We start from the raw sequence: 22,069 nt of genomic DNA, 5'->3' as shown, positions 1-22,069 counted from the left end.
GAAATATCCCCCCTTATAAAATAATTATTTTCAAGTAGGACTTTTTATGTATTACGAACAGTTTACAACCTTATGAGGCCCTTATGAAAACAAGCCCGCTGACAGAGGGTCAGCAGCGGACCCTAAATAATCTATTAAACAAAAAAGGGCTCAGCAACCGAGCCCAAATCAAAATCATCCGCCTCGCCCAGACTATCTCCGACCTCGGGGGAAGTCCCCACATCACCGACCAAAGCATCGCAGAAGCTATTCGCTTGAACAGCGGGACATTGAAATGATGAACTATTTTTTAGCTAATAAGAAAGTATAAACTTTCTTAACGCATAAATTCAACTACGCCTCTGTCTTCGTCCTATCGGACTCGCCAATCGGCGAGTTTTCATTTAATCCTCCCTTAATGTTTTCTATATGGACCAGGATTAGTAGGAAAATCATGCCTAATACAATAGCAGGTATAACCCAATTATCTATTTTGAATATCAAGAACACAGGAATAAAAAGGAACGACCCCAAGCCTGCGAAAGTGAAGCTTTTTAAAAAAGGATAGAGTACGAGAAATGAAAGAACAATTACGGGTGCTATCAGAGGTTCGAACGCAATCATTCCGCCGATAAAGGTCGAAATTCCCATACCGCCTTTAAACTTAAGGAAAACCGGCTTGAGATGGCCAACAATGACAAACACCAGACCTAACAATTGAACCGTCTCCGAAAATTGCAGCAGATACTGCCCGGCAAGTACCACTGCTGCCCCTTTCAAAGCGTCACCCAGAAAAGTTAGAACAAAGGCCTTTTTTCCATAAACACGCCCAGCATTCCTTGCTCCGACATTCCCGCTGCCCTGCTCGCGGATATCCTGCCCTTTTAAGAACATGGACACCAAGTAGCCGAACATGATATTACCAACGATATAAGAAACAAGATAATACAACCAGACCATTGTCATCACTGCCTATACATGTACTTTTTAATATTATAATATGTATCTATTGTTTGGACGGAGATTTATTTAAAGCGGATATGTGCTTAAAATGTTAATAGGGTACGGTCTCAAGGAACCGAACCCTATATATCTATATAAACAAAAGCAGGCTAATCGCCATTACAGCCATCCCGCCAATCAACCCATAGATGGACAGGTGTGCTTCATCATACCTTTTGGCGGCTGGCAGCAGCTCATCAAGGGAAATGAATACCATAATCCCGGCTACGGCGGCAAAGATAACCCCAAACATAATATCGTTAAGAAAAGGCATTAGGAAAAGGTAAGCAGCTAACGCCCCGATTGGTTCCGACAGTCCCGAAAGAAAGGATAGCTTAAACGCCCTTTTTTTATCGCCGGTGGCAAAATAGACCGGAACGGAAACCGCAATTCCTTCTGGGATGTTGTGGATGGCAATGGCCACTGCAATAGCGATTCCGAGCTTTGGATCCTGGAGGGCGGAGGTAAAGGTAGCAATCCCTTCTGGAAAGTTATGAATGCCAATCGCAAGAGCGGTGAAAGTTCCCATTTTTAGTAAGTCTGGTTTCTTTCCGGCAACCGCAACCGCCCCGCCGGAATCGGACATATCCTCGACCGTACGAAGTTCATGCGGGTTGCTTTGTTTGGGAATAAATTTATCGATGCTGGCAATCAAAAGCATCCCCGCAAAGAAGCCGCTGACGGTCAGCCAGTTGCCAGGAACGGTTCCCATAGCATCCACTAGTGCCGTTTTTGCCTTTGCAAAAATCTCAATCATAGACACGTAAATCATGACACCCGCGGAGAATCCGAGTGTGACCGAAAGAAACTTTGTATTCGTGTGCGAGGTGAAAAATGCAAGTATGCTGCCAATCCCAGTGGCAAGGCCGGCAAATAAAGTTAACCCAAAGGCCAGTAGCAGATTTTGAGTCACCTTTTTTCCTCCCTTTATAAAAACAAATTTATCTTTCTCGATGTTTTTCTTTCTTTTCAAAATAACATAAAAACAGTTATATTTTTATATGCGCGAACCCAGAAATGTTTCCTTTTGTGAGGCAGAAGAACCGTCCCCATGCATCAAAAAAACTGGCTAAATGGGGTAAGTTGCCCATTTAGCCAGTCGGGTGTTTCTGCTGTATTCCTTTATTGTAATTCCAATTGTTTCTTTAGTTCGGTTTGGATTCTTGTCTTTTCTTCTGGTGAAACCAGTCCATAGTAAATTTTATTGATCATTGTCCCGGTTTCTTTGATTTCCATCTGCTGAATCGTTTTTCCGGCGTCTTTATAATTTTTTTGGATGTCTGCCATTTGATCGAAGGTTAGGTTCGTTTTTATGTTTTTTCCAATTGCTTCAAAAATGGAGGAGAAATTTGTCAGGCTTGTTAGGCTCATGCCTTCATCAATTACTCCTTCAATGATCTGCCGCTGTCTTAATTGCCGGCCAAAATCACCTCGGGGGTCCTCATACCTCATTCTTGAAAAATTTAAAGCCTGCTCGCCATTAAGGTTTATTTCTCCTATAGGAAAGTGGAAATCCCCTTGGGAAAAATCAAAATCATTATAGACTTTGACACCTCCAACCGCATCGACAATATCCTGAAAGCCTTCCATATTGATCTGCATATAGTAATCAATTGGAATATCAAGAAATCCTTCGACGGTAGCCATGGACATGGGAATTCCGCCAAAAGCATAGGCATGGTTAATTTTATCCTCTGTTCCTTTTCCAACAATCTCGGTCCGGGTATCCCGCGGAATGCTGAGCATTTTAACAGAATTGGTATTTGGATTAACTGCCAATACGATTATCGTGTCGGAACGGCCTTTGTCCCCTTTTCGTTCATCAACACCGAGCATTAACACAGAAAATGGCTCCTTTTTTTCCAAAGCAACTGGCTGTACCCGTTTTTCCGGCACGGTTCGTTTAACCGGCTGGTGCATGGTGACTACGGCTTCTTTGAGCGAATGATATACCATATACCCATAAACCCCCGCCGCAACAAAAACTAGTAATAGAATAATACCCGCGGCTTTTATCCACTTCCTGCTTTTCCTCGAGTGAACCTCCATATAATGGACCTCCAATTTAGTTTCATAGTGGGTTGATAGTGATGTGGGTTAGTGTTAGCAATATATTAACATCATTAGAAAAAAAATCCAATTGCGATATATTAATAGTTTCATGGAGATTAAAATAATAGGACAGATTCCTGGTTTTTTACCATAATAAAAGGGGATACAGTTTTATAGAACTGTATCCCCTATCAGCAGTTTTCTACTAGACTAGGTGTTTACTCCCCATTATCATCTTTATTTTGTTTTTTCTGCTGCTCCTGCAGGGCAATCAGTAGGTCCTGGATATCCACCCGGCCGTCCTTATTCAGGACGTTTAGATTCATTTCTGGTGCTGCCGGTGTTGGCGGCACAGTAGGCGTCGAGCCCTGCCCACCCATATTCGCACTCGGTCCAGCGGCCGGAAGCACAGCCGCGGCCGCCCTATTTTTCGACCCGCTGCCTCCGGCAAAGGTGAACACCAACAGTATCAAAACAAGCAGACCGGCAACGCCATCACCAATATAGAAGAAGGTGGCATAATCGGACCAAAGCATCTTGCTTTTGCTCATTTTCTCCTCAGAATTGCCGATATACTCCTTTATTTCCGAGTGATTTGGATAAATTCGCTGAACTGCTTCGAATTTTTCCAAGGCATGTTTATAATAACCGCCCCAATACAACTCAAGGCCCTCTTTATAAAGCCGATTCGTTTCGCTCTTCGTATTTCTGACGCCGGCCTGGTTCACAAATTCCTTGACCGTATTGACTGGTACGGCAAAATTAAAGCCCTGCACTTCTTGACCGTTGACCGTATCGCCTCTAAAGGTGAGAAGCCCAATAATTTGCCCTTTTTCGTTAATGACAGGTCCGCCGCTATTTCCGTGCGTAGCCGCGGCGTTAATTTGAATTACCGGACTTCCTTGGTCGGTCTTTTTGTCAGTCGCGGAAATTTGCCCTGCATTCATAGTGGAAACGAGAGATGAATCAGGTGACAAAAGGTCCGAATCGGCAGCGGCCGGATAGCCGCTTACCCAAATATTATCCTGGTTTTGGACTTCGCTAGAGTCACCAAGCGGGATGGTCGGCAGGTTCTTTCCCTCTATTTTAACGACGGCGGCGTCCTTCCCTTGGTTAATCGGCGCACCGTAGCTCTTAATTTCCCCATCGAGAACATCTCCGCCTGGTAAAATAACCTTTGTGACGCGCTTAATTTCCGTATACTGAGTATAGGCGACTAAATAATTATAAGCAGTATTGTAATCAACCTGGAAGTGGTCCGCCATGATGGTCACCAGCTGCTCGAAGGCTGCATCGGCCACCTCTTGGTCTGCCATTTTTCCATATTCGACAACATGGGCATTGGTAACGATATAGCCGTCAGAGCTAATAATCGCACCTGAACCCGACCCACCGATAAGCGTTTGATATTTTAGCTGTTCCAAAACTGCTTCGACTTCAGGGTTATAGTCATTAAACTGCCACCCAACCAATGCATAGTCAATAATTCGTACCACAGCAGGCTTCGTGTATTCATTCAGCCTTTGGGCTTGCGATACATTCCCTTTGGCAGGCTTGATGTTGATCAGGACAAAGGAAGCGACGATCGCCGCAATCAGCAGTAAGCTGATCGGAATGGTAAATAGGGCCCTCTTCTTCAATGCATGATTCACCTCTATATTCGGAATTTTTGAAAAACCAACAATGGCAATATATTCGGTGGTTGGATAACGGGAATTTGTACCTGCAAAATTTTGCTGTGGGCGCAGTTGACAGGGAAGTCTATATGGATGGAGTGGTAATTGGCAGTAATTTTTCAAAAAAACATTTGAAAGGTATAATGGTTTGTAGATTAACTAATGGAGGTCTTATTAGATATGCAAATAAAGGTTATGACGGTATTCGGTACGAGACCTGAAGCAATCAAAATGGCGCCGCTCGTGAAGGAGCTGGAAAAGTATCCGGAGCAAATCAAGTCAATTGTAACTGTAACAGCGCAGCATCGTGAAATGCTGGACCAAGTTTTGAATATTTTTGAAATCACGCCTGATTATGATTTAAATATAATGAAAGAAAGACAATCGTTGATAGGTGTGACTACCCGGGCCTTGGAAGGCCTTGACCAAGTTTTAGCTGATGTTAAACCAGATATCGTGCTGGTTCACGGCGATACATCGACAACGTTTGTGGCAAGTTTAGCAGCTTTTTATCATCAGATACCGATTGGTCATGTGGAGGCGGGGCTTCGTACGCACAATAAATATTCGCCTTACCCTGAAGAAATGAACCGGCAGCTGACAGGTGTATTGGCTGATCTTCATTTTTCGCCAACGGTTCAGTCCAAGCAGAATCTAATAGTGGAAAATAAGAAGGAAGAATCTATTTTCATAACTGGCAACACAGCAATCGATGCGTTGAAGACGACTGTAAAAAGCCAATATTCACATCCTGTATTGGACAGGCTTGGCGGAGATAGATTGGTGCTTATGACTGCCCACCGTCGCGAAAACACCGGGAAACCAATGGAGAACATGTTCAATGCTATCCGCCGTTTAGTTGAAAAGCACGATGATGTCCAGGTCGTTTACCCGGTACATATGAATCCGGTTGTTCGCGAGATTGCCGGTCGAATCTTGGGAGACAATGACCGAATTCATTTGATTGAACCGTTGGATGTCATTGATTTCCACAACTTTGCTTCACGGGCGTATTTGATTTTGACGGATTCTGGCGGTGTTCAAGAGGAAGCACCATCGTTGGGTGTTCCGGTTCTTGTCCTAAGGGATACAACCGAGCGTCCGGAGGGGATTGCCGCCGGTACGCTGAAGCTTGCGGGCACCGATGAAGAAACCATCTTTGGAATGGCCGACGAATTGCTTACGGATCCGGCTGCACATGACCAAATGGCCAAAGCCTCCAACCCCTACGGCGATGGCATCGCCTCTGGGCGCATCGTCCAAGCCATCCTCTACCACTTTGGAAAAAGAGGGGATAGGCCAGAGGACTTTGGGGTTTAAAGTTAAAGGGTATCAATAGAGGTGTCAGCACCGCTCGTGGACATTGTCCATGTGGGGCAGACGTTCTTTGAATTTAGGTTTGAACTGGCTAACCTTTGTAAGTATTGAGCTTTTTAGCCCACTTGTCTCCTGCGAGGAGGCAAGTGGGTTATCCCTATTTTTAAGTAGAAAGTTGTGTTGTCTATGAAGCTAAAGAAAATCCATCATATCGCCATTATTTGTTCTAATTATGAGAAGTCAAAGGATTTTTATGTGAGGATTCTTGGCTTGAATCCAATAAGTGAAACTTATCGAAAGGAGCGGGATTCCTATAAACTGGACTTAGAAGTGAATGGCCACTATCAGATTGAACTTTTTTCCTTCCCGAATCCACCCGAGCGACCAAGCTATCCGGAGGCAGCAGGCCTAAGGCATATCGCCTTTGAAGTAGAAAACATTGAAGAAGCAGTTCACCATTTAACTGAGCAGCATATAGAAGTGGAACCAATCCGCATCGACACCCTCACCAACAAGAAATTCACCTTCTTCGCAGATCCTGACGGCCTTCCCATCGAACTATACGAGATATAGAAAAAGCCACCACCCGCTTCCTCAAAAAATAGGTCTCAGGTCGTAGTTTGTTTGCGATTCAAGTCTATGGCGGGCAGGAGTTTTTTCATGTATTGTGGAATTAATAGATGGAAATAACTTTCATTTGTTGGCAATTCATTTAATAATGAAACATTCACTTCTTTCATACGTATTAATAGAAGTGATGAAAAGTCAGGAGTCGATTAAAATGAATCCCATTCTTTCGTTAATTCTCCGCTCGTTTGTGGCTGTACCTGTTACCATTATTGCGGGCTTTGTCAGCTTTTTCTTTATGAACATAAACTTTCTGCCATCGATTGGTATTGCGATTGCCGCAGGAGTTCTAACCCATTTAATCCTTGGGCCAATCATGACTTCAACGTTTTTGAAAAAACACCAGCTGTCATGGAGGGAATACCGTTATATTCGAAAAAATTTAGCGGATGCCCAGAAAAAAATCCGCCGCTTGAATAAATCGCTTTTTAGTATTCGCGACCTGTCGTCTGTGAAGCAAAGAATTGACATACTTCGTATCACTAAAAAAATTCAAAAGATGGCTCTCAAGGAGCCGAAGCGTTTCTATCAGGCCGAGCCGTTTTATTTTTCACATCTCGATTCAGTTATCGAGCTGACGGAAAAATACAATTTTCTTTCAGCGCAGCCGAAAAAAAGCTTGGAAATTAATCAATCTTTGATTGAAACAAGACAGACCTTGAATGAACTTACCAAGGTACTTGAGGAAGATTTATATCATGTGGTCTCAGATGATGTGGACCATTTAAATTTTGAAATTGATGTTGCCAAACATACGATAAAAAAACAAAAAGAAGCTAAATTCCCTGAAGAAAATAGGTGGTTAAAATGACCGAAAATAATCCATTGCAAAAAGGTGATTTTTTAAATGACATTCTCGCTGACCCGTTTGGCGACGGGCTTCAGCCTGCGAAAAGCCCAGTGGTCCAGCAGCCTGGGGAGGCCCCAAGGCCGACAAAACTTATCGAAGTTATTCCGGAGGAACACCGCGCCAAAGCTTATCAGCTTGCTGAACAAATTGACCCGACCAACCATCAGGCGATGATTCAGTACGGGACACAGGCCCAAGGAAAGCTGCTCTCGTTTTCTCACGCCATGCTTGAGCATGTTCAGCAAAAGGACGTTGGTGAAATTGGAGAAATCATCAGCGATTTAATGAAGCGCCTCAACGAAGTGAATCCGGACGAGCTAAAGGACAGCAAGCCGTCCTTTTTTGGACGGATGTTTGGAAAAATCTCCAGTTCGCTTCAGGAGGTTCTGTCCAAATACCAAAAGACCGGCGCACAAATTGACCGAATTAGCGTGAAGCTGGACCGCAGCAAAAACGTACTGTTATCCGATATCAAATTGCTCGAGCAACTTTACGAAACGAATAAAGAATATTTCCATGCTCTCAATGTATATATTGCCGCCGGTGAAATTAAGCTTGAGGAAATGCACGAAAAGACAATCCCTCAGCTAAAAATAGAGGCAGAAGCCACAAATGACCAGATGAAGTATCAAGAAGTTAACGATATGATTCAATTTGCGGACCGGCTCGATAAACGTCTCCATGATTTGAAGTTAAGCCGAGAAATCACGATTCAAAGTGCACCGCAAATTCGCCTGATTCAAAACACAAACCAGGCATTAGTGGAAAAAATTCAGTCCTCCATTGTCACGGCCATTCCGTTATGGAAAAACCAAGTAGCGATTGCGCTGACACTCATCCGCCAGCGCCATGCGGTTGAGGCTCAGAAGCAGGTATCCAAAACTACTAACGAACTTCTGCTGAAAAATGCTGAGATGCTGAAAACAAATACAATTGAAACGGCCAAAGAAAACGAGCGTGGTCTTGTCGATATCGAAACGCTCAAGAAAACACAGGAAAACCTGATCTCCACATTGGAAGAGACTTTAAGGATCCAGGAGGAAGGACGCCACAAACGCCGGATTGCCGAGCAAGAACTTGCCACAATGGAAAACGATCTAAAACTGAAACTCCTTGAAATCAAGGGAAAATAAGAAATGCCCCCGCAATGGACACGTTCAGGATGCGGGGGCTATTTTTTTGTAAGACAAAATTCGCCCTTAAACCGCTCTGAGTATCGTAGCAAAAAAAGACATGGGTTCGTCCCCCCGCCTTTACTCGTCAACTTTAAAGATTTACTCGCCTTATTTCCTAAATTACTCGCCCAAATCTAGATTTTATGCCAAGCCCTATTTGGAGAGGCCAAACCTACCAAAAAAGGTACCTTTTCAATTACCCTTTTTGGTGTGATTTCCATTTATCTGGATATATTTTCCGATTAGGTGTGGTTACTTTCCAAATGGGGAGAAATACTTTCCACATTCATGATGTTACTTACACTTTTTGGCCGAATACTTACCAAAATATCTGGTTTACTTTCCAAACTTATTTTTTAGGGGGGATTACCCAAAAAAGCCAGGCGGCGAGCCTGGCTTAGGTAACATATGAGATCTTAATAATACCTTTCTAAAAATTACTCGCTGGATTTGGGATTTTACTCGTCAACTTTTGAGTTTTACTTGCCTAATTTCATGATTTACTCGCGCAACCCTATCTAGAGAGGCCAAACCTACCAAAAAAGGTACCTTTTCAATTACCCTTTTTGGTGTGATTTCCATTAATTTGGAAATACTTTCCGATTAGGTTTGGTTACTTTCCAAATGGGGAGAAATACTTTCCACATTCATGATGTTACTTACACTTTTTGGCCGAATACTTACCAAAATATCTGGTTTACTTTCCAAACTTATTTTTTAGGGGGGATTACCCAAAAAAGCCAGGCGGCAAACCTGGCTTAGGTAACAGATAAGATCTTAATAATACCTTTTTAAAAATTACTCGCTGGATTTGTAATTTTATTCGTCAAAAGCTAGGCTTTACTCGTCAACTTTAGAGTGTTACTTGCCTAATTTCATGATTTACTCGCGCAACCCTATATGGAGAGGCCAAACCTACCCAAAAGGTGCCGTTTCAATTACCCTTTTTGGTGTGATTTCCATTTATTTGGATATACTTTCCGATTAGGTGTGGTTACTTTCCAAATGGGCAGAAATACTTTCCACATTCATGATGTTACTTACACTTTTTGGCCGAATACTTACCAAAATATCTGGTTTACTTTCCAAACTTATTTTTTAGGGGGGATTACCCAAAAAAGCCAGGCGGCGAGCCTGGCTTAGGTAACATATGAGATCTTAATAATACCTTTTTAAAAGTTACTCGCTCGAATTGAGGTTTTACTCGTCAAAAGATAGGATTTACTCGCCCAACCCCCGTTTCATGAGTCAACCCCCAACCCCAGAATTCGTTGTCCGCAACCCTAGACCGTTGTCACTTATTCACCGGTACCGCATCATAGTATTCCTCTAGAGTAATCCCATGTTTGTTTATAACCTTGGCGATGGCTTTACTAACATAACGAAGGTGCCATGGTTCGTATTTGTAGCCGGTGATGGATTCTTTTCCTTTCGGGTAGCGGATAATGAAGCCATACTCGTCTGCATGGTTCGCGAGCCACTTGGCCTCCACCGTTCCCGCAAAGCAATCCTCCGCAGGGCATTTTCCGTTCCCGCCCGTCACATCAATGGCAAGACCCGTTTCATGCTCGCTTGTCCCAGGCTCGGCACTATACATTTTCGCTTTTTTAATGCCATCTTGATTGACGTAATAATTGAACAACGCCTTTTGTGCGGTATATGATCGATAGGCCGAAACTCCGGCAAGACTGATGCCCTGTTCTTCGGCAGCGGCAAATAATTTTTCGATAGCCGCAGCCGCTTCCTTACGCATTTTTTGTTTTTCCGCTTTTTTATTAGAAATATATGGGATACTTGGATACACTAAATCTTCAGGTTGATAGTTTTCAGGTAAGATATTGTACTTATTTACAAGAACAGGAATACTTTCTGGGTTGAAAACCTCTTGCACCTGCCCATCACGGTGTTCCGACTTTTTCTTAGCGGATGAAGAGTTGTCCTTACCATCAGATTCGGTCCGCGTTACGCCTTTATCGTCCTGGGAAAAAAAACTTTTCCCCATGCAGCCGGTTAAAGGGAAGAGGAGAAGCATCAAACTAGTTATCACAGAAAATATTTTTACCATCGCAAACTTCCTTTTTTAAAAATGAATTTGATAACAGCATGGACACAATAAAGCCACTTTTAAACATGCTTATAAAAATAAGCCCCACTAACAACGAGGGTCCTTTTTCCTATAAACAAACGCATGATCATATTGTCAGAAGGCTAACATTATGGGAATTTTCGAAAAAATTAGTACCCAAGACTCTTTTCATTTTAAAGTAGGTTATTTATGCTGTTTACAAACACATAAATCGTACGAAACGGCAAAACTATTGAAAAATGGTGACGCAAAGCTATAGGGGCTAATGTTTAACAACGATGCTAGCCAGCTACCGAACACGAATACTCCAGCGGTTTATGTAAAGACAAGTAAGGAGGTTTTCATGTGTTGAAATTATGGCAAAAGGGAAAATACTATTATCATGTCTATCTGTACCGACATAATGAGCTGCTGCAGCATGATTGTTTATGCGAGAAGCTAAGGTGGAAGTTGAAGATTAAAGCAATCTATCACAATAGCAAAGCGATTGAACTTGGTTTTAAACTAAACCCTATAACCTGAAAAATGGTTTCTTTTAAGATAGCAAATCCTTAAGGTGAAATAAGATGAAAAATGTCAGAGGGACAAGGAATCTTTCGACACTTTTCTCGACACAACATAAAAGAAATCGGCCTTCTTAGGGCCGATTTCTTTTTGTATCAATATATATGTTAATGTGACATTACAGCGCTGCCATCATCATGTCCGTCTTTAGTCACCTTCAGAACCGCTACAGCTCCTTTGGTAGCATGGTTGAATTGGTGGGTTACTATTGGATAGCTGCCTTCTTTTGTTACAGTGAACTCAACCACAGCGCCGCCACTTGCTGGCAGAAGCACGGTTTGCATGCCTTTCATGTGGTTGAAGGGATTACCGTCAATATATACATCATCAAAGACAGTTCCGACTACATGGAAGCTAGAAACCTCATTTGGGCCAACGTTGTCCACGTAAAGTCTCACTTTGTCACCAACCTTGGCAAGGAGCGGTTTGTCAACAAGGGAGCCAACAGCACCATTTGTGTTTGGGTCGCCGCCTTTAAGCGCCTTCGCGGAAAAGACTACATATTTTGGAACACCATTTGTAAAGTCCTCTAGGTTGTTGTACTTATACCACTCGTTTTGGACAAGCGCGTATTCGCGAGTCACTTGAGAGTCTGTAGGGTAGCCTTCCTTCGGCTTGACAATAATCATCCCGTGCATCCCATTCGCAATATGAGCGAGGACAGGCTTCGTGCCGCAGTGGTACATAAATACGCCAGGATTGTCAGCAGGATAGCTGAAGCTGCCAGTATGATCCGGCATGACATTCGCAAAATCAGCGGAAGGTGCCGCATGTACGGCATGGAAGTCCATGCTGTGCGGAATGGATGGATCCATATTCTTTAAGGTGAAATTAATTTTATCTCCTTGATTGACAACAATTACTGGACCAGGCGCTTCGCCGTTAAAGGTCCAAGCCTTATACATTTCGCCTTTATTGATTTCAATGTCAGTAATTTGAGCGGTCATTTCAATATTGACTTCATGCTCGCCAATTCGTTCCATTTTAAGAGGAGTTGGTTTTTGGTTCAGGCCTTTATGGGGTGCGAATACTTCAACTGCAGCTTCTTTGTCTGTCTGCGCCTCCACCTTTTTTTCCACTGAAAGATCAGTTTTTCCACAAGCACCAAGAATTAAAGCAGATGTGACAACCATTGTTGCTGCAACCTTTGTAAACTTACCCATTTTACTTCCCTCCATTAATAACTCCTAATTTATTTTTTTGATAAATGATTACACTTTCATTTTACTTTTATTAGAAATGCTTCTAGTGATGCGGGTCACTCAAAATAGGGGTGTTCTTGAACAATTTGTGAATGAGTGAGCAAAGTAATATTTATATGGTGTAAATACTAATTTCTCAGCTGATAGTGGTAATTCTATTAATAAAAGGAGGCGCTTTTTTTGAAAAACAAAAACGACGAAACAAGCGAAGGTTTGAATCAAATTTTTGAAATTATTAATGCTAAAGGAGATGAAGGGGAACTTCGGGAGATTGTAAAAAATAATCAAGAAAAACAGTCGCCCGAAATACGGTCACAGAAGCAATAAACTCCATGGAACTAGAAGCTAATTTCTAGTTCCTATTTTTATGTGCATAACGTGTATAACTTGTGGATAAATCTTTGCTGATTGTGGGTAACTAGTGTATCTTTGTGGGTATTTGACTTTTTAGAAAAATATTTTTTGGGGTCAAAACGTGGATAACCTGTATAAATCTGTTGATAACCATGTGGATACTGTTAAAAACTTGTTTATAAACTATGAATAGCCATAAATCTGCTGTGGATACCTTTATTTTTCCCCTCTTGAAATGCTTGTTTTGAATGGGCGGGAGGTGGCCGAACAAATGGCTGAGCTCGTGCACTTTACAAATGGTGCCCATTTATCCCCCTTTCTAGGCAGAACAACCTTCCTTAAAATCACTTTCTGAATAGATTATTACTAGCTTAATTAGAGGGGAGGACAAGGCTCGCCTGAAGGCTTATTGGAACATCCGAAGAATTAGCCTAGGGGGCCTTATTCAGTCCTTTCGTGAAAAAGGAGGACTACATCCGTTTTGAAAATATTAATCGTCGGAACAGGCTATGTCGGGACGACGACCGGACTTATTTTTTGCAAAATGGGGCATCAAGTTACCGGCCTGGATCTCGATGAACAAAAAATAAACGCACTGCAAGCGGGGAAACTGTATTTCTACGAGCCAGGTCTTGAGGATTTATTGACCAAGCATGTCAGCGCTCAAAACATCCGCTTTACAACTGACACCGAGAAAGCAGTAAAAGAAAACGATGTTATTTTTATATGTGTCGGCACACCATTGGGAGCCAAGGGAAAAGCTGACCTCACTTTTGTAAAAAATGTTGCAGGGACTATCGGCCGCTATATGAACCATTATAAGTTGATTGTGACCAAAAGTACGGTACCCGTGGGCACAGCTGAAAACGTCACCAATTGGATTAAGGAGAAACAACCAGCCCCTATCCCTTTTGACGTCGTATCTAATCCAGAATTCCTGCGTGAGGGTTCTGCCCTTCATGATGCACTTAATCCCGACCGGATCGTTATTGGTGCTTCAAGTGACAAAGCTAGAGCAGTTATGCGCGAACTTTATAAGGATTTTCAATGCCCTATCATTGAAACCAACCCGCAAGCCTCCGAAATGATCAAGTATGCCGCCAATTCCTTCCTTGCCATGAAAATTTCCTTTATTAATGAGTTAGCCCGGGTTTGTGATGCACTAGGGATTAACGTCAATGATATTTCCACGGGGATTGGCCTCGACCACCGGATTGGCCCGCATTTCCTCCGTGCTGGAATGGGCTTCGGCGGATCCTGCTTCCCTAAGGATGTCAATGCCTTAATCCAAACGTCCAAAGAAACGGGAAGACCGCTTTCAATATTGGAAAAGGTGGTTCAAGTAAACGACGAACAACAGCTTTATATTATGCAAAAAATCAGGCAGGTGTTGGGCGGGAACTTGGAAAATAAAACAATTGCCGTGCTGGGATTAGCCTTTAAAGCTAATACGGACGATACACGGGAATCGCCAAGTTTGATTTTGATTGAAAAATTGCGTGGGGAACGGGCAGCGGTTCAAGTCCATGATCCCGTCGTAAAATCATCGGGATTAATACAGTTTTCGAAGGTGGAGGAAACTGTGAAAGGCGCCGACGCAGTCATTCTTTGCACCGACTGGAACGACTACAAAACCTTAGACTGGGCGGCCCTTAAGTCATTGATGAAACAGCCTATCATCTTTGATGGTAGAAACATGCTCAATAAAATCAAAATCGAGGAACTTGGCTTTCGGTATCTAGGAGTCGCCAATCACTAATTCTTGATAAAACAAGGGGACAGCTGTCCCCTTATTATTTTTGGCTCTGCAAAACCAGCTGCAATCCCAGGCCGATATAGATAGTCCCAACCACTTTGCCCTGCCAGTGGGCAAATCGGCTGTTCCGATTGGAAAAGAGCCGCTTCCCGATGGAGCTTGTCAAAAAGGCCAAAAGCGTTGTATACAGGATGCTCATTAATACGAAGGTGAGTCCGAGAGTTAGCAGCTGCAGAACAATCGGCGTTCCGTTGTGATGAACAAATTGCGGAAGAAAGGCCAAAAAGAACAGCGCTGTTTTCGGATTCAACAGTTCAATGAGCAGTGCCTGGCGGAAGGACGTGACCGCCGAGCTTGGTTTAGCCGCCTTAATAGCCTCGGCTTGACTTTTTGCTTTTTCCAAGAACGATTTAATCCCGATGAAAATCAGATAAGCAGCCCCTAAATATTTTACGATTTCAAAGGCAAGGGCGGATGTCATTAAGATGGCCGAAAGTCCAAGCACCGCTGCAACCGTATGGATCAAGTCCCCAACAGCAATCCCTACACCCGTGATGATCCCTGATTTTCGCCCGCCATTGGCAGTTTGTGTGACGGTTAACAGGACGGCAGGACCAGGAATAAGAAATAGGACCAGTACAACTAAGATAAACGATAGCAATTTTTATCACTCCATGGAAAAATTATGGTGATGTCATTTTATCATAATATTGAAAATATTATAATATGAGTTAAAGTAAAAAGGCATTCGAACGTACAATAAAAAAACTCCTGCCCGCAAATCGGCGGCCAGGAGTTTACTTATTTAACTCACATTCTCAATAAAAATAGCCTTATGCAATTCAGGTAAATGAATACAAAGTTTGTCATTCCTTCTAAGCCGGTGGCCGGTTTCGGCGTCAATCAACTCGCCGCCCAAGTCAATCGTGCAACTGGATTTATTGAGGAGAAGCAAGGTATTGTCCGTGATAGGTACAAAGGTAATTTGGTCGGTTTCGGAAAATTCCTGATCAAGCTTGAAGAGCTGCCGTAAGTGAAACTCACCCTTAAATGCCTTTAGTCTTTTCACCTTTTGTACCGTACTTTCGCCTGTATTTTCATCTTTTACCTCTACCACTAGTTGTCCGCTGAACCCGCGGTTTTTCTTCCTTTTTTTTGCTCGATAGGAGATGACCAGCACTACCAACAGCAGAATAGCCGCTGCACCTGTCACTGCATAAATCCATGGTAACGTTAATGGTTTCGCAATCATGGCTGCCTTCACGTGCCCGCCGATAGGCTTTAGATTTACTCCGCCGGCCCCTGTGACTTTCATCGTTTGCGGCTTGGTCTCACGGAAAAAGCTGTTGCCTTCAGCCCTCACTGTCACTTCATAGCTGGAGGAGTCCCCTGCTTTAAACTCGCCGAAAAACCCTTTGTCCCCAGCCTTTAGAGGGATTTCTTCAGTTTTTCCTGAAGCTGAATCCTTTACAAAAAGACTAGCCTTTAGCGTAGGATATAGATCCTTAGTGACGATTTTTTTGCCGTTATCCTCAAAGAAAACTTCGATCTTCACGGTATCGCCCGCTTTAATATTTTTTGCCATTGGTGCAAGTTTAAGCTGCAAGTCATTATTGAAGACAAGCTTCACATCCACCTTGTCCTGCGGGAAGCCTTTCACCTTCAAAGTCCAATTTCCTTGAACGGGATTAAGCAATTTCAGCATCGAATAATTTTTGGACTTGGTTAACGAAATGTTGTCAGAAGGGATGGCGACCTCTTTTCCTAACGGGTCAACCAGCTTTAGCTCAACCGGCTTACTCGAAATTAGCGAAATATTGGCCTCCTGGACATTTTCATTTGGAACGGTAAACGGAACATCCTCAAACTCCTCGGTCGCCGTTACATCTTTAACTGGGACCATTTTTAACTTCAAATGGTCAGCAAAGATTTCACTAAGAATACCTGGCAGGTCAGCGGCATTATTTGTTTCGAAAAATTTCCCATTCGTACCGGTAGCAATATTCTGCAGCAGCTGTTTATTCAGCTTGCCATCGGCGTTTAAGCCAATCACATAAATCGGATAGCCCTTCGCTTTCGCTTCCACTACCGATTGGGCGAGCTGCTCATCAGCCTGCTGATTGGTTTTCGGCTTGGTTTTGTCCAAATCATTGTTGCCGTCAGCAAGCACTACGACAAGTGGAATATAGCCAGATTCATGGCCAGTGTCCAAAAATTTAAGTGCCTCAGCCACTCCAACGGAAATATCGGTGTTATTGTATTTACCAAGCGAATCAATAAAACTCTTGATAGCCTGTTTATCCGCTTCCGTTTGGATTTTCGTGAGCCCCTTTTTGCTTTCGACATCATTTCCGTAAGCAATTACCCCGATCTTGTCTCCTTTAATAGAGGACATGTCCACAAACATCTTCATCGCTTCATTAGAAATACCATTCGGGTCACTAGACAGCATCGACTTGCTGACATCAACCACCAGTACCCCTTCAATCCTCGAAGAAAGCTCCATCTGGGCGGCAGCCTCGGCACGGTAAGCACCCGCCGAACTATAGATGAAAACAAACACAGCACAAATGTAAATCCACTTTTTCAACATCTATGTAACCCCCTACTTGAAATCTATTAATAGAAATTCGTTCAATAAATAAACAATAAATGTTCTTTATATAATACTATTCTACCAACCATTCCGTATTTTTCATAAAATATTTGTCTAATAAAATAAAAGTATTATCGACAAGTTTCGAGTGATGGGTGATGCATGAGGACGGTTCTGGTGCCTCAAAATGGGGGATTACAGAGGTGTGTGGACGGTTTACGGATAATGGTAAGAATATTTTGATGCTTATCACATAACAATATGTTAAATTATTTCTATTAAACTTAAATTCAAGTAACCAATAAAAAGGGGAAATCGCATGACAAGAACATGGAAGTGGATTATTGCCTGTTTCGTATTCTTGCTTTTATTAAATGGCTTAGGGGTCCTGGCTGTACATTTATTGAGTAAGTAAATTTGAAATCCCCCCAAAATTAACCTATAGGGAATGACGTTGATAATGACAACGAATTTAACTAAACCTATTTCAATTAAGCTGTTAATTGGTATGCTGGTTGTGGTCTTTGGAGCCGAAATCCTGCTCTATCTCAACCGTTTCAGCTATCTCGCCGGAACCCTTTATGACGCGGTGATGGTCGCTTCACTTTTTATCGGCATCAAGTTGCACCGAAGGCTTGCACCCCCGCAAGAGCAGGGCCCAAGTAAAACGAAACGGCAGATGGTCCTTCAGTTTACGGGTGCTTTTTTGATTTTCATTCTTGGCAGCACCGTAATCAACGTCTATTCAAGTATGACCTATGATGACTTTAACTCTGATTATGACCAATATGTGCAAACTTATACTGACACGCAAACCTACCCAGAAGAAGAGAAGGGAACCGCCGCAACAGAAGAGTCGAAATTTTGGTCTTATATGGATAAAATCGATACAATTGGCGCTGATCTTTATACAGACGCCCTGGCCGGTTTAGAGGAGGTTTGGCGGTTAGCTTATATCATACTTATTCTCGTTTTCTTAAAAAAGCTTTTTCCAAAACGGTGGGAGAGCGGATCGAGGGATGTCTTTCTAATGGTTGCTCTATTTTGGACCTCGCTTTTTTTCGGCATCGACCACACACTCGATACCGAGCAGTCATGGACTGTAAAAATAGGATCCATAGTTACCTTCGCTAACATGGGGTTTCTGTTTGGAATCATCCTATTATGGACACGAAACCTGTGGCTGACCGTGCTGGTTCACTCCCTCTACGACATCACAGCAACCCTGTCATGGTATTACATCGACTACGCCGTCGAACTATTTGCAGGGATCTTGCTGGTTGTACACATGATCTTATTCCTAATGGAAAAATCAGCGCAAAAACGCATTCAAACACAGCTAGAACAGACTGAGGCGGCGCAACTAGCAGAATAATAGAAAAAGAGGTCACAGAGCGCTGTGACCTCTTTTTTTGCAGCCCCATATAATTAGGTGTCCACTTCATTCTTCGTAAATGTAAGACTTCCCATTAATCCAATATTCAATCGACCCATCATCCTGTATACGATATTTTATCTTTTCGCTGTCGAAAGCCTTCTGTAGGCTCTCTCTGGCTAATTCCTGTAAAACATCGAGTTCGAATAAATATTTTTGAAACAGGACAGGGTCGATCGTTTTCGTTTCAGCAAGATACGTGATAATAGAAAGGCGCTGTTCATAAACACCAAGCTGATCCAGATTATATTCACGAAAGCCCGAAGGAAGCTGCAAATCCTTTAACATTGTGATCAGATTTTTCTGCTTCGCTTTAGCGCCTTGAAGATCGTACGCTCTATTTTCCAGACAATCCTCCAATAATGTTAAACTTTCCCTATGGTACCTTTGCTCTATTTTAAAATAGGAGATAATCTTTTCATTTTTTGGGCCTGCCAGATTCATCGTTAACAAAGAGGAAAACAATATTACTAGAATAATTCCGAGGGCTGCAAATATCCAGTTTTTATGTGAGTTTGTTTTAGCCAGAATGGGATTTTCGCTCATCAGTTGGTCCCTGTAAGAACCATTTGCTCTCAGTTCCTCCAGCTCTTGTTTGACTTTTTGTTGGGCAGGAGTCAGCACGATAGCACCCCAATTTCCATTTATATTACTATCATCCTACTATAAAAGTAACGATAAAATCCATTAATTCCCTAAACTGTTTTAATAAAATAATTTTACAAATATAGATATGACAAGGAAACTTCATACTTTACGAATTATTATGGAATTTTTTTCTAGTACTTTCGAATTATTATTATATTAATATTATTTACAATATTTTTACATAATGATAGAATTAAAATCAGACTCTTCTGAAAATATAAAAAAGGGAGTCTATTATTAGGGGGGATACATAGTGAAGAAGAACTACGGTCTAAAGGTATTTTCCAGCATCGCAGCGACTACGTTAGCCGCGTCGGCATTATTTACAGTGCCTTTTGTTGGGACAAAAGCAGCACCCTTTTCAGCCAAGCCAGCATATGCGGCGGAGGTTCAGTCGGCTCCGGTTGACTTGAACATTATTGATCAAGACCGGCTCGCCAAAGCCTTACAGGAGCGGGGGCTGATTTCAAAGAACGCCACTTCTGAAGAAGTGGTCAAGGCTGTAAAGGCCTACATCAATCAAAAGCAGGGCGAAAAGACTGGCAAGGCAGACAAAGCCTTAACCAAAGAACAGCAGGAAATGGACAAAAAAGCAAAAGACTTTTTAACGAAGCAAAAGGACAAGCTAGCTAAACAGCTTAACAAAGGTCACGAAAACTTCAAAAAAGGTAAGCCGACTGGCGCAGTTAAAGTAGACTCTGCAAAGCAGGCAGCATATAACGGGGATGTTCGTGAAGATAAGGTGCTTGTGCTTTTAGTAGAGTATGCTGACTTAAAGCACAATAATGTAGAACAAGAAGACGGATATATGTACGCAGATGACTTCAATAAAGAGCACTATGAAAAAATGTTGTTTGGCGATGAAGATTTCACTCTCTTCAACGGAGACAAGATTAAAACATTTAAACAATATTACGAAGAGCAATCAGGCGGTAGTTACACCGTCGACGGTACGGTGTCCGATTGGTTGACAGTACCAGGAAACGCTGCTGAGTATGGCGGTGACAGCCCATCAGGCGGCCATGATAATAAACCTGGCACAAAAGGAGCACGCGGACTTATTAAGGATGCACTAAATGCAGCTGTGGCATCTGGAATTAATTTAGCAGATTATGATAAATTCGACCAATATGATCTAGATGGTGACGGCGATCGGAACGAGCCAGACGGTTTAGTTGACCACTTAATGGTTCTCCATGCAGGTGTCGGCCAGGAGGCTGGCGGCGGAGTAGTTGGAGATGATGCGATTTGGTCACACCGCTGGACATTAAATGGTGTTTATCCTGTCGCTAACACTACAGCTGCCGTAGATTACTGGGGCGGTAAAATGGCAGCTTATGACTACACTGTTGAGCCTGAAGACGGAGCAGTGGGCGTATTCGCGCACGAATATGGTCATGACTTAGGGGCTCCGGATGAGTATGATACACAATATACCGGAAATGGCGATACAGTTGCACAATGGTCGATCATGAGCGGCGGCAGCTGGAGCGGCCATATTGCCGGAACACAGCCACCAAGTTTCTCGCCGCAGGTGAAAGAATTCTACCAAAAAACAATCGGCGGAAACTGGGCGAATATTACAGAAGTAAACTATAATGATATCGATCAAAACGGTTTGGCTGCAGTCATTGACCAGAGTGTAACGAAATCGAAGAATCCTGGAACCGTGAAGGTTAATCTTCCTGCTAAAAAAGTTCCTGGAATCCAGCCTGAATTTGGCGCAAAATACTATTATAGTACAAAAGGTGATGACCTAGATACGGTAATGGAAACACCAGAATTTGATTTAACAAACGCAAGCAGTGCAAGTTTTGACTTTAAAGCTTTCTATGAGGTCGAAACAGATTACGATTATTTGAACGTAACAGCTGTTGCCAATGATGGTTCAGAAAAAGTAATCGATGTGATTGGGGATGACTCTGACGTGGTCCGCAGCGGCTCGGCATTCGAATCTACTCAAGGTAAATGGGTGGACAAGTCCTATGACTTGAGCCAATTCGCCGGCAAAAAAGTCAAATTGGTATTTGAATATGTAACCGATGGAGGCCTTGCACCAGACGGATTCGCAATCGATAACCTGCAATTAACAGTTGATGGACAGGTTGCATTCTCTGACGGTGCAGAAGGGACTGCAAAAGTAACCTTAAACGGTTTCGAAGTATCAGATGGCTGGATTAGCAAACCTCACTACTACTATCTTGAATGGAGAAACTACGCTGGCTCCGATAAAGCACTAGAATTCTCTCGCGGTGTAAAATATAATACTGGTTTAGTAGTTTGGTATGGTGACGATACGTTCACTGATAACTGGGGCGGAGTTCACCCTGGTGAAGGGTTCCTGAGTGTGGTTGATGCCCATCCTGAAGCAATTGTAGGTACCCTGAATGGTAAACCTTCCATCAGTCAAAGTACAAGATACCAAGTGGCGGATGCTGCGTTCTCATTGGATCAGGCACCTGCATGGACGATTGATTCTCCGTCCCGCGGTCTTTTTGAATACCTAGGACTTCCAGGCGTCACAGCATTTGATTCTACAAAAACATACATGAACACGATGATTCCAGATGCTGGAGTAAAAGTTCCGGCACAGTACCCGCTTAAGGTCCAAGTTATTGGCGAAGCAAAGGATAACTCTGCTGGGGCGGTTTGGATTCATAAATAATAGGTTAAGTGAGATATCGGGCTTTGCTCGGTGTCTTTTTCTATTTATCATAAAGTTGTAAATTAACATTTACCATGACAAAGAA

At 42.7% G+C, this 22,069-nt stretch carries 19 protein-coding genes and 1 riboswitch; of the genes, 10 read left to right on the top strand and 9 right to left on the bottom strand.

All coding sequences use genetic code 11. The features are described 5' to 3' along the window. Positions 1-50 precede the first annotated feature (50 nt). On the top strand, positions 51-278 hold the full coding sequence (locus tag ACZ5B7_RS26835; RefSeq protein ID WP_464494580.1) for a magnesium chelatase subunit ChlI family protein: 228 nt from the start codon (positions 51-53) through the stop codon (positions 276-278). Positions 279-333: 55 nt separating this feature from the next. On the opposite strand, the gene ACZ5B7_RS26830 is transcribed toward ACZ5B7_RS26835, so the two are convergent. From ACZ5B7_RS26830 to ACZ5B7_RS26815, 4 genes are all read right to left on the bottom strand, one after another. Beyond that, positions 334-939: a glycerol-3-phosphate acyltransferase gene (locus tag ACZ5B7_RS26830; RefSeq protein ID WP_464491626.1), complete on the bottom strand. Its 606-nt coding sequence runs from the start codon at positions 937-939 to the stop codon at positions 334-336. 133 nt (positions 940-1,072) lie between these two features. After that, positions 1,073-1,894, bottom strand: a complete 822-nt coding sequence (gene zupT / locus ACZ5B7_RS26825) for a zinc transporter ZupT (RefSeq protein WP_464491625.1) — start codon at positions 1,892-1,894, stop codon at positions 1,073-1,075. 209 nt (positions 1,895-2,103) lie between these two features. Continuing rightward, positions 2,104-3,030: an LCP family glycopolymer transferase gene (locus ACZ5B7_RS26820; RefSeq protein ID WP_464491624.1), complete on the bottom strand. Its 927-nt coding sequence runs from the start codon at positions 3,028-3,030 to the stop codon at positions 2,104-2,106. A 221-nt stretch (positions 3,031-3,251) separates the two neighbouring features. Further along, a complete protein-coding gene (locus ACZ5B7_RS26815; protein WP_464491623.1) occupies positions 3,252-4,673 on the bottom strand; it encodes a S1C family serine protease in 1,422 nt (473 codons plus the stop codon). Between the two features lie 216 nt (positions 4,674-4,889). Here ACZ5B7_RS26815 and wecB point away from each other — a divergent pair, with 216 nt between their 5' ends. From wecB to ACZ5B7_RS26795, 4 genes are all read left to right on the top strand, one after another. Further along, positions 4,890-6,029: a non-hydrolyzing UDP-N-acetylglucosamine 2-epimerase gene (gene wecB / locus ACZ5B7_RS26810; protein WP_464491622.1), complete on the top strand. Its 1,140-nt coding sequence runs from the start codon at positions 4,890-4,892 to the stop codon at positions 6,027-6,029. 183 nt (positions 6,030-6,212) lie between these two features. Further along, positions 6,213-6,599, top strand: a complete 387-nt coding sequence (gloA2, locus tag ACZ5B7_RS26805) for an SMU1112c/YaeR family gloxylase I-like metalloprotein (protein ID WP_464491621.1) — start codon at positions 6,213-6,215, stop codon at positions 6,597-6,599. Between the two features lie 208 nt (positions 6,600-6,807). Then, entirely contained in the window at positions 6,808-7,464 is a 657-nt protein-coding gene (locus ACZ5B7_RS26800; protein ID WP_423799710.1) for a 5-bromo-4-chloroindolyl phosphate hydrolysis family protein, read from the top strand. Beyond that, positions 7,461-8,636, top strand: coding sequence for a toxic anion resistance protein (locus tag ACZ5B7_RS26795; RefSeq protein ID WP_464491620.1), 1,176 nt, complete (start codon positions 7,461-7,463; stop codon positions 8,634-8,636). The genes ACZ5B7_RS26800 and ACZ5B7_RS26795 overlap by 4 nt, the downstream gene beginning before the upstream one ends. Positions 8,637-9,972: 1,336 nt before the next feature. Here ACZ5B7_RS26795 and ACZ5B7_RS26790 read toward each other — a convergent pair. Continuing rightward, on the bottom strand, positions 9,973-10,743 hold the full coding sequence (locus ACZ5B7_RS26790) for a M15 family metallopeptidase (protein ID WP_464491619.1): 771 nt from the start codon (positions 10,741-10,743) through the stop codon (positions 9,973-9,975). A gap of 233 nt (positions 10,744-10,976) precedes the next feature. Then, positions 10,977-11,061, top strand: a riboswitch (cyclic di-GMP riboswitch). Between the two features lie 48 nt (positions 11,062-11,109). Here ACZ5B7_RS26790 and ACZ5B7_RS26785 point away from each other — a divergent pair. Beyond that, positions 11,110-11,286, top strand: coding sequence for a hypothetical protein (locus tag ACZ5B7_RS26785; RefSeq protein WP_464491618.1), 177 nt, complete (start codon positions 11,110-11,112; stop codon positions 11,284-11,286). A gap of 149 nt (positions 11,287-11,435) precedes the next feature. Here ACZ5B7_RS26785 and ACZ5B7_RS26780 read toward each other — a convergent pair whose 3' ends face one another. Next, the gene (locus ACZ5B7_RS26780; RefSeq protein ID WP_464491617.1) at positions 11,436-12,491 is read right to left on the bottom strand and encodes a multicopper oxidase domain-containing protein; all 1,056 of its coding nucleotides are present in this window, start codon (positions 12,489-12,491) and stop codon (positions 11,436-11,438) included. A 219-nt stretch (positions 12,492-12,710) separates the two neighbouring features. Here ACZ5B7_RS26780 and ACZ5B7_RS26775 point away from each other — a divergent pair, with 219 nt between their 5' ends. Beyond that, on the top strand, positions 12,711-12,857 hold the full coding sequence (locus ACZ5B7_RS26775; RefSeq protein WP_464491616.1) for a hypothetical protein: 147 nt from the start codon (positions 12,711-12,713) through the stop codon (positions 12,855-12,857). A gap of 508 nt (positions 12,858-13,365) precedes the next feature. Continuing rightward, positions 13,366-14,643 (top strand): UDP-glucose dehydrogenase family protein, encoded by a 1,278-nt coding sequence (locus ACZ5B7_RS26770; RefSeq protein ID WP_464491615.1) that lies wholly within the window; start codon positions 13,366-13,368, stop codon positions 14,641-14,643. Positions 14,644-14,677: 34 nt separating this feature from the next. Here ACZ5B7_RS26770 and ACZ5B7_RS26765 read toward each other — a convergent pair whose 3' ends face one another. Continuing rightward, positions 14,678-15,301, bottom strand: a complete 624-nt coding sequence (locus ACZ5B7_RS26765) for a LysE family translocator (protein ID WP_464491614.1) — start codon at positions 15,299-15,301, stop codon at positions 14,678-14,680. A 144-nt stretch (positions 15,302-15,445) separates the two neighbouring features. Continuing rightward, positions 15,446-17,233, bottom strand: a complete 1,788-nt coding sequence (locus ACZ5B7_RS26760) for a vWA domain-containing protein (RefSeq protein ID WP_464491613.1) — start codon at positions 17,231-17,233, stop codon at positions 15,446-15,448. Between the two features lie 463 nt (positions 17,234-17,696). On the opposite strand from ACZ5B7_RS26760, the gene ACZ5B7_RS26755 reads away from it, so the two are divergent. Then, positions 17,697-18,611, top strand: coding sequence for a CPBP family glutamic-type intramembrane protease (locus tag ACZ5B7_RS26755; protein ID WP_464491612.1), 915 nt, complete (start codon positions 17,697-17,699; stop codon positions 18,609-18,611). 66 nt (positions 18,612-18,677) lie between these two features. Here ACZ5B7_RS26755 and ACZ5B7_RS26750 read toward each other — a convergent pair whose 3' ends face one another. After that, complete coding sequence (locus ACZ5B7_RS26750) at positions 18,678-19,295, bottom strand: hypothetical protein (RefSeq protein ID WP_464491610.1); 618 nt, start codon at positions 19,293-19,295, stop codon at positions 18,678-18,680. Positions 19,296-19,572: 277 nt separating this feature from the next. Between ACZ5B7_RS26750 and ACZ5B7_RS26745 the strand changes: the two genes are divergently transcribed. Beyond that, positions 19,573-21,984 carry an immune inhibitor A domain-containing protein gene (locus ACZ5B7_RS26745; protein ID WP_464491609.1) on the top strand — a complete coding sequence of 804 codons (2,412 nt, stop codon included), beginning with the start codon at positions 19,573-19,575 and terminating at the stop codon, positions 21,982-21,984. Positions 21,985-22,069: the final 85 nt, after the last annotated feature.

It is taken from the genome of Neobacillus sp. S1115, assembly GCF_055385565.1.
Note: the sequence above shows the minus strand (reverse complement) of the source record. Positions and strands in the feature narration are given on the sequence as shown.

Bases quoted from the DNA above. Each gene is read 5' to 3' on its own strand.
- ACZ5B7_RS26780 (WP_464491617.1), bottom strand. From the start codon at position 12,491: ATGGGTAAGTTTACAAAGGTTGCAGCAACAATGGTTGTCACATCTGCT.
- ACZ5B7_RS26800 (WP_423799710.1), top strand. From the start codon at position 6,808: ATGAATCCCATTCTTTCGTTAATTCTCCGCTCGTTTGTGGCTGTACCT.
- gloA2 (WP_464491621.1), top strand. From the start codon at position 6,213: ATGAAGCTAAAGAAAATCCATCATATCGCCATTATTTGTTCTAATTAT.
- ACZ5B7_RS26830 (WP_464491626.1), bottom strand. From the start codon at position 939: ATGGTCTGGTTGTATTATCTTGTTTCTTATATCGTTGGTAATATCATG.
- ACZ5B7_RS26760 (WP_464491613.1), bottom strand. From the start codon at position 17,233: ATGTTGAAAAAGTGGATTTACATTTGTGCTGTGTTTGTTTTCATCTAT.
- ACZ5B7_RS26790 (WP_464491619.1), bottom strand. From the start codon at position 10,743: ATGGTAAAAATATTTTCTGTGATAACTAGTTTGATGCTTCTCCTCTTC.
- ACZ5B7_RS26795 (WP_464491620.1), top strand. From the start codon at position 7,461: ATGACCGAAAATAATCCATTGCAAAAAGGTGATTTTTTAAATGACATT.
- wecB (WP_464491622.1), top strand. From the start codon at position 4,890: ATGCAAATAAAGGTTATGACGGTATTCGGTACGAGACCTGAAGCAATC.
- ACZ5B7_RS26755 (WP_464491612.1), top strand. From the start codon at position 17,697: ATGACAACGAATTTAACTAAACCTATTTCAATTAAGCTGTTAATTGGT.
- ACZ5B7_RS26820 (WP_464491624.1), bottom strand. From the start codon at position 3,030: ATGGAGGTTCACTCGAGGAAAAGCAGGAAGTGGATAAAAGCCGCGGGT.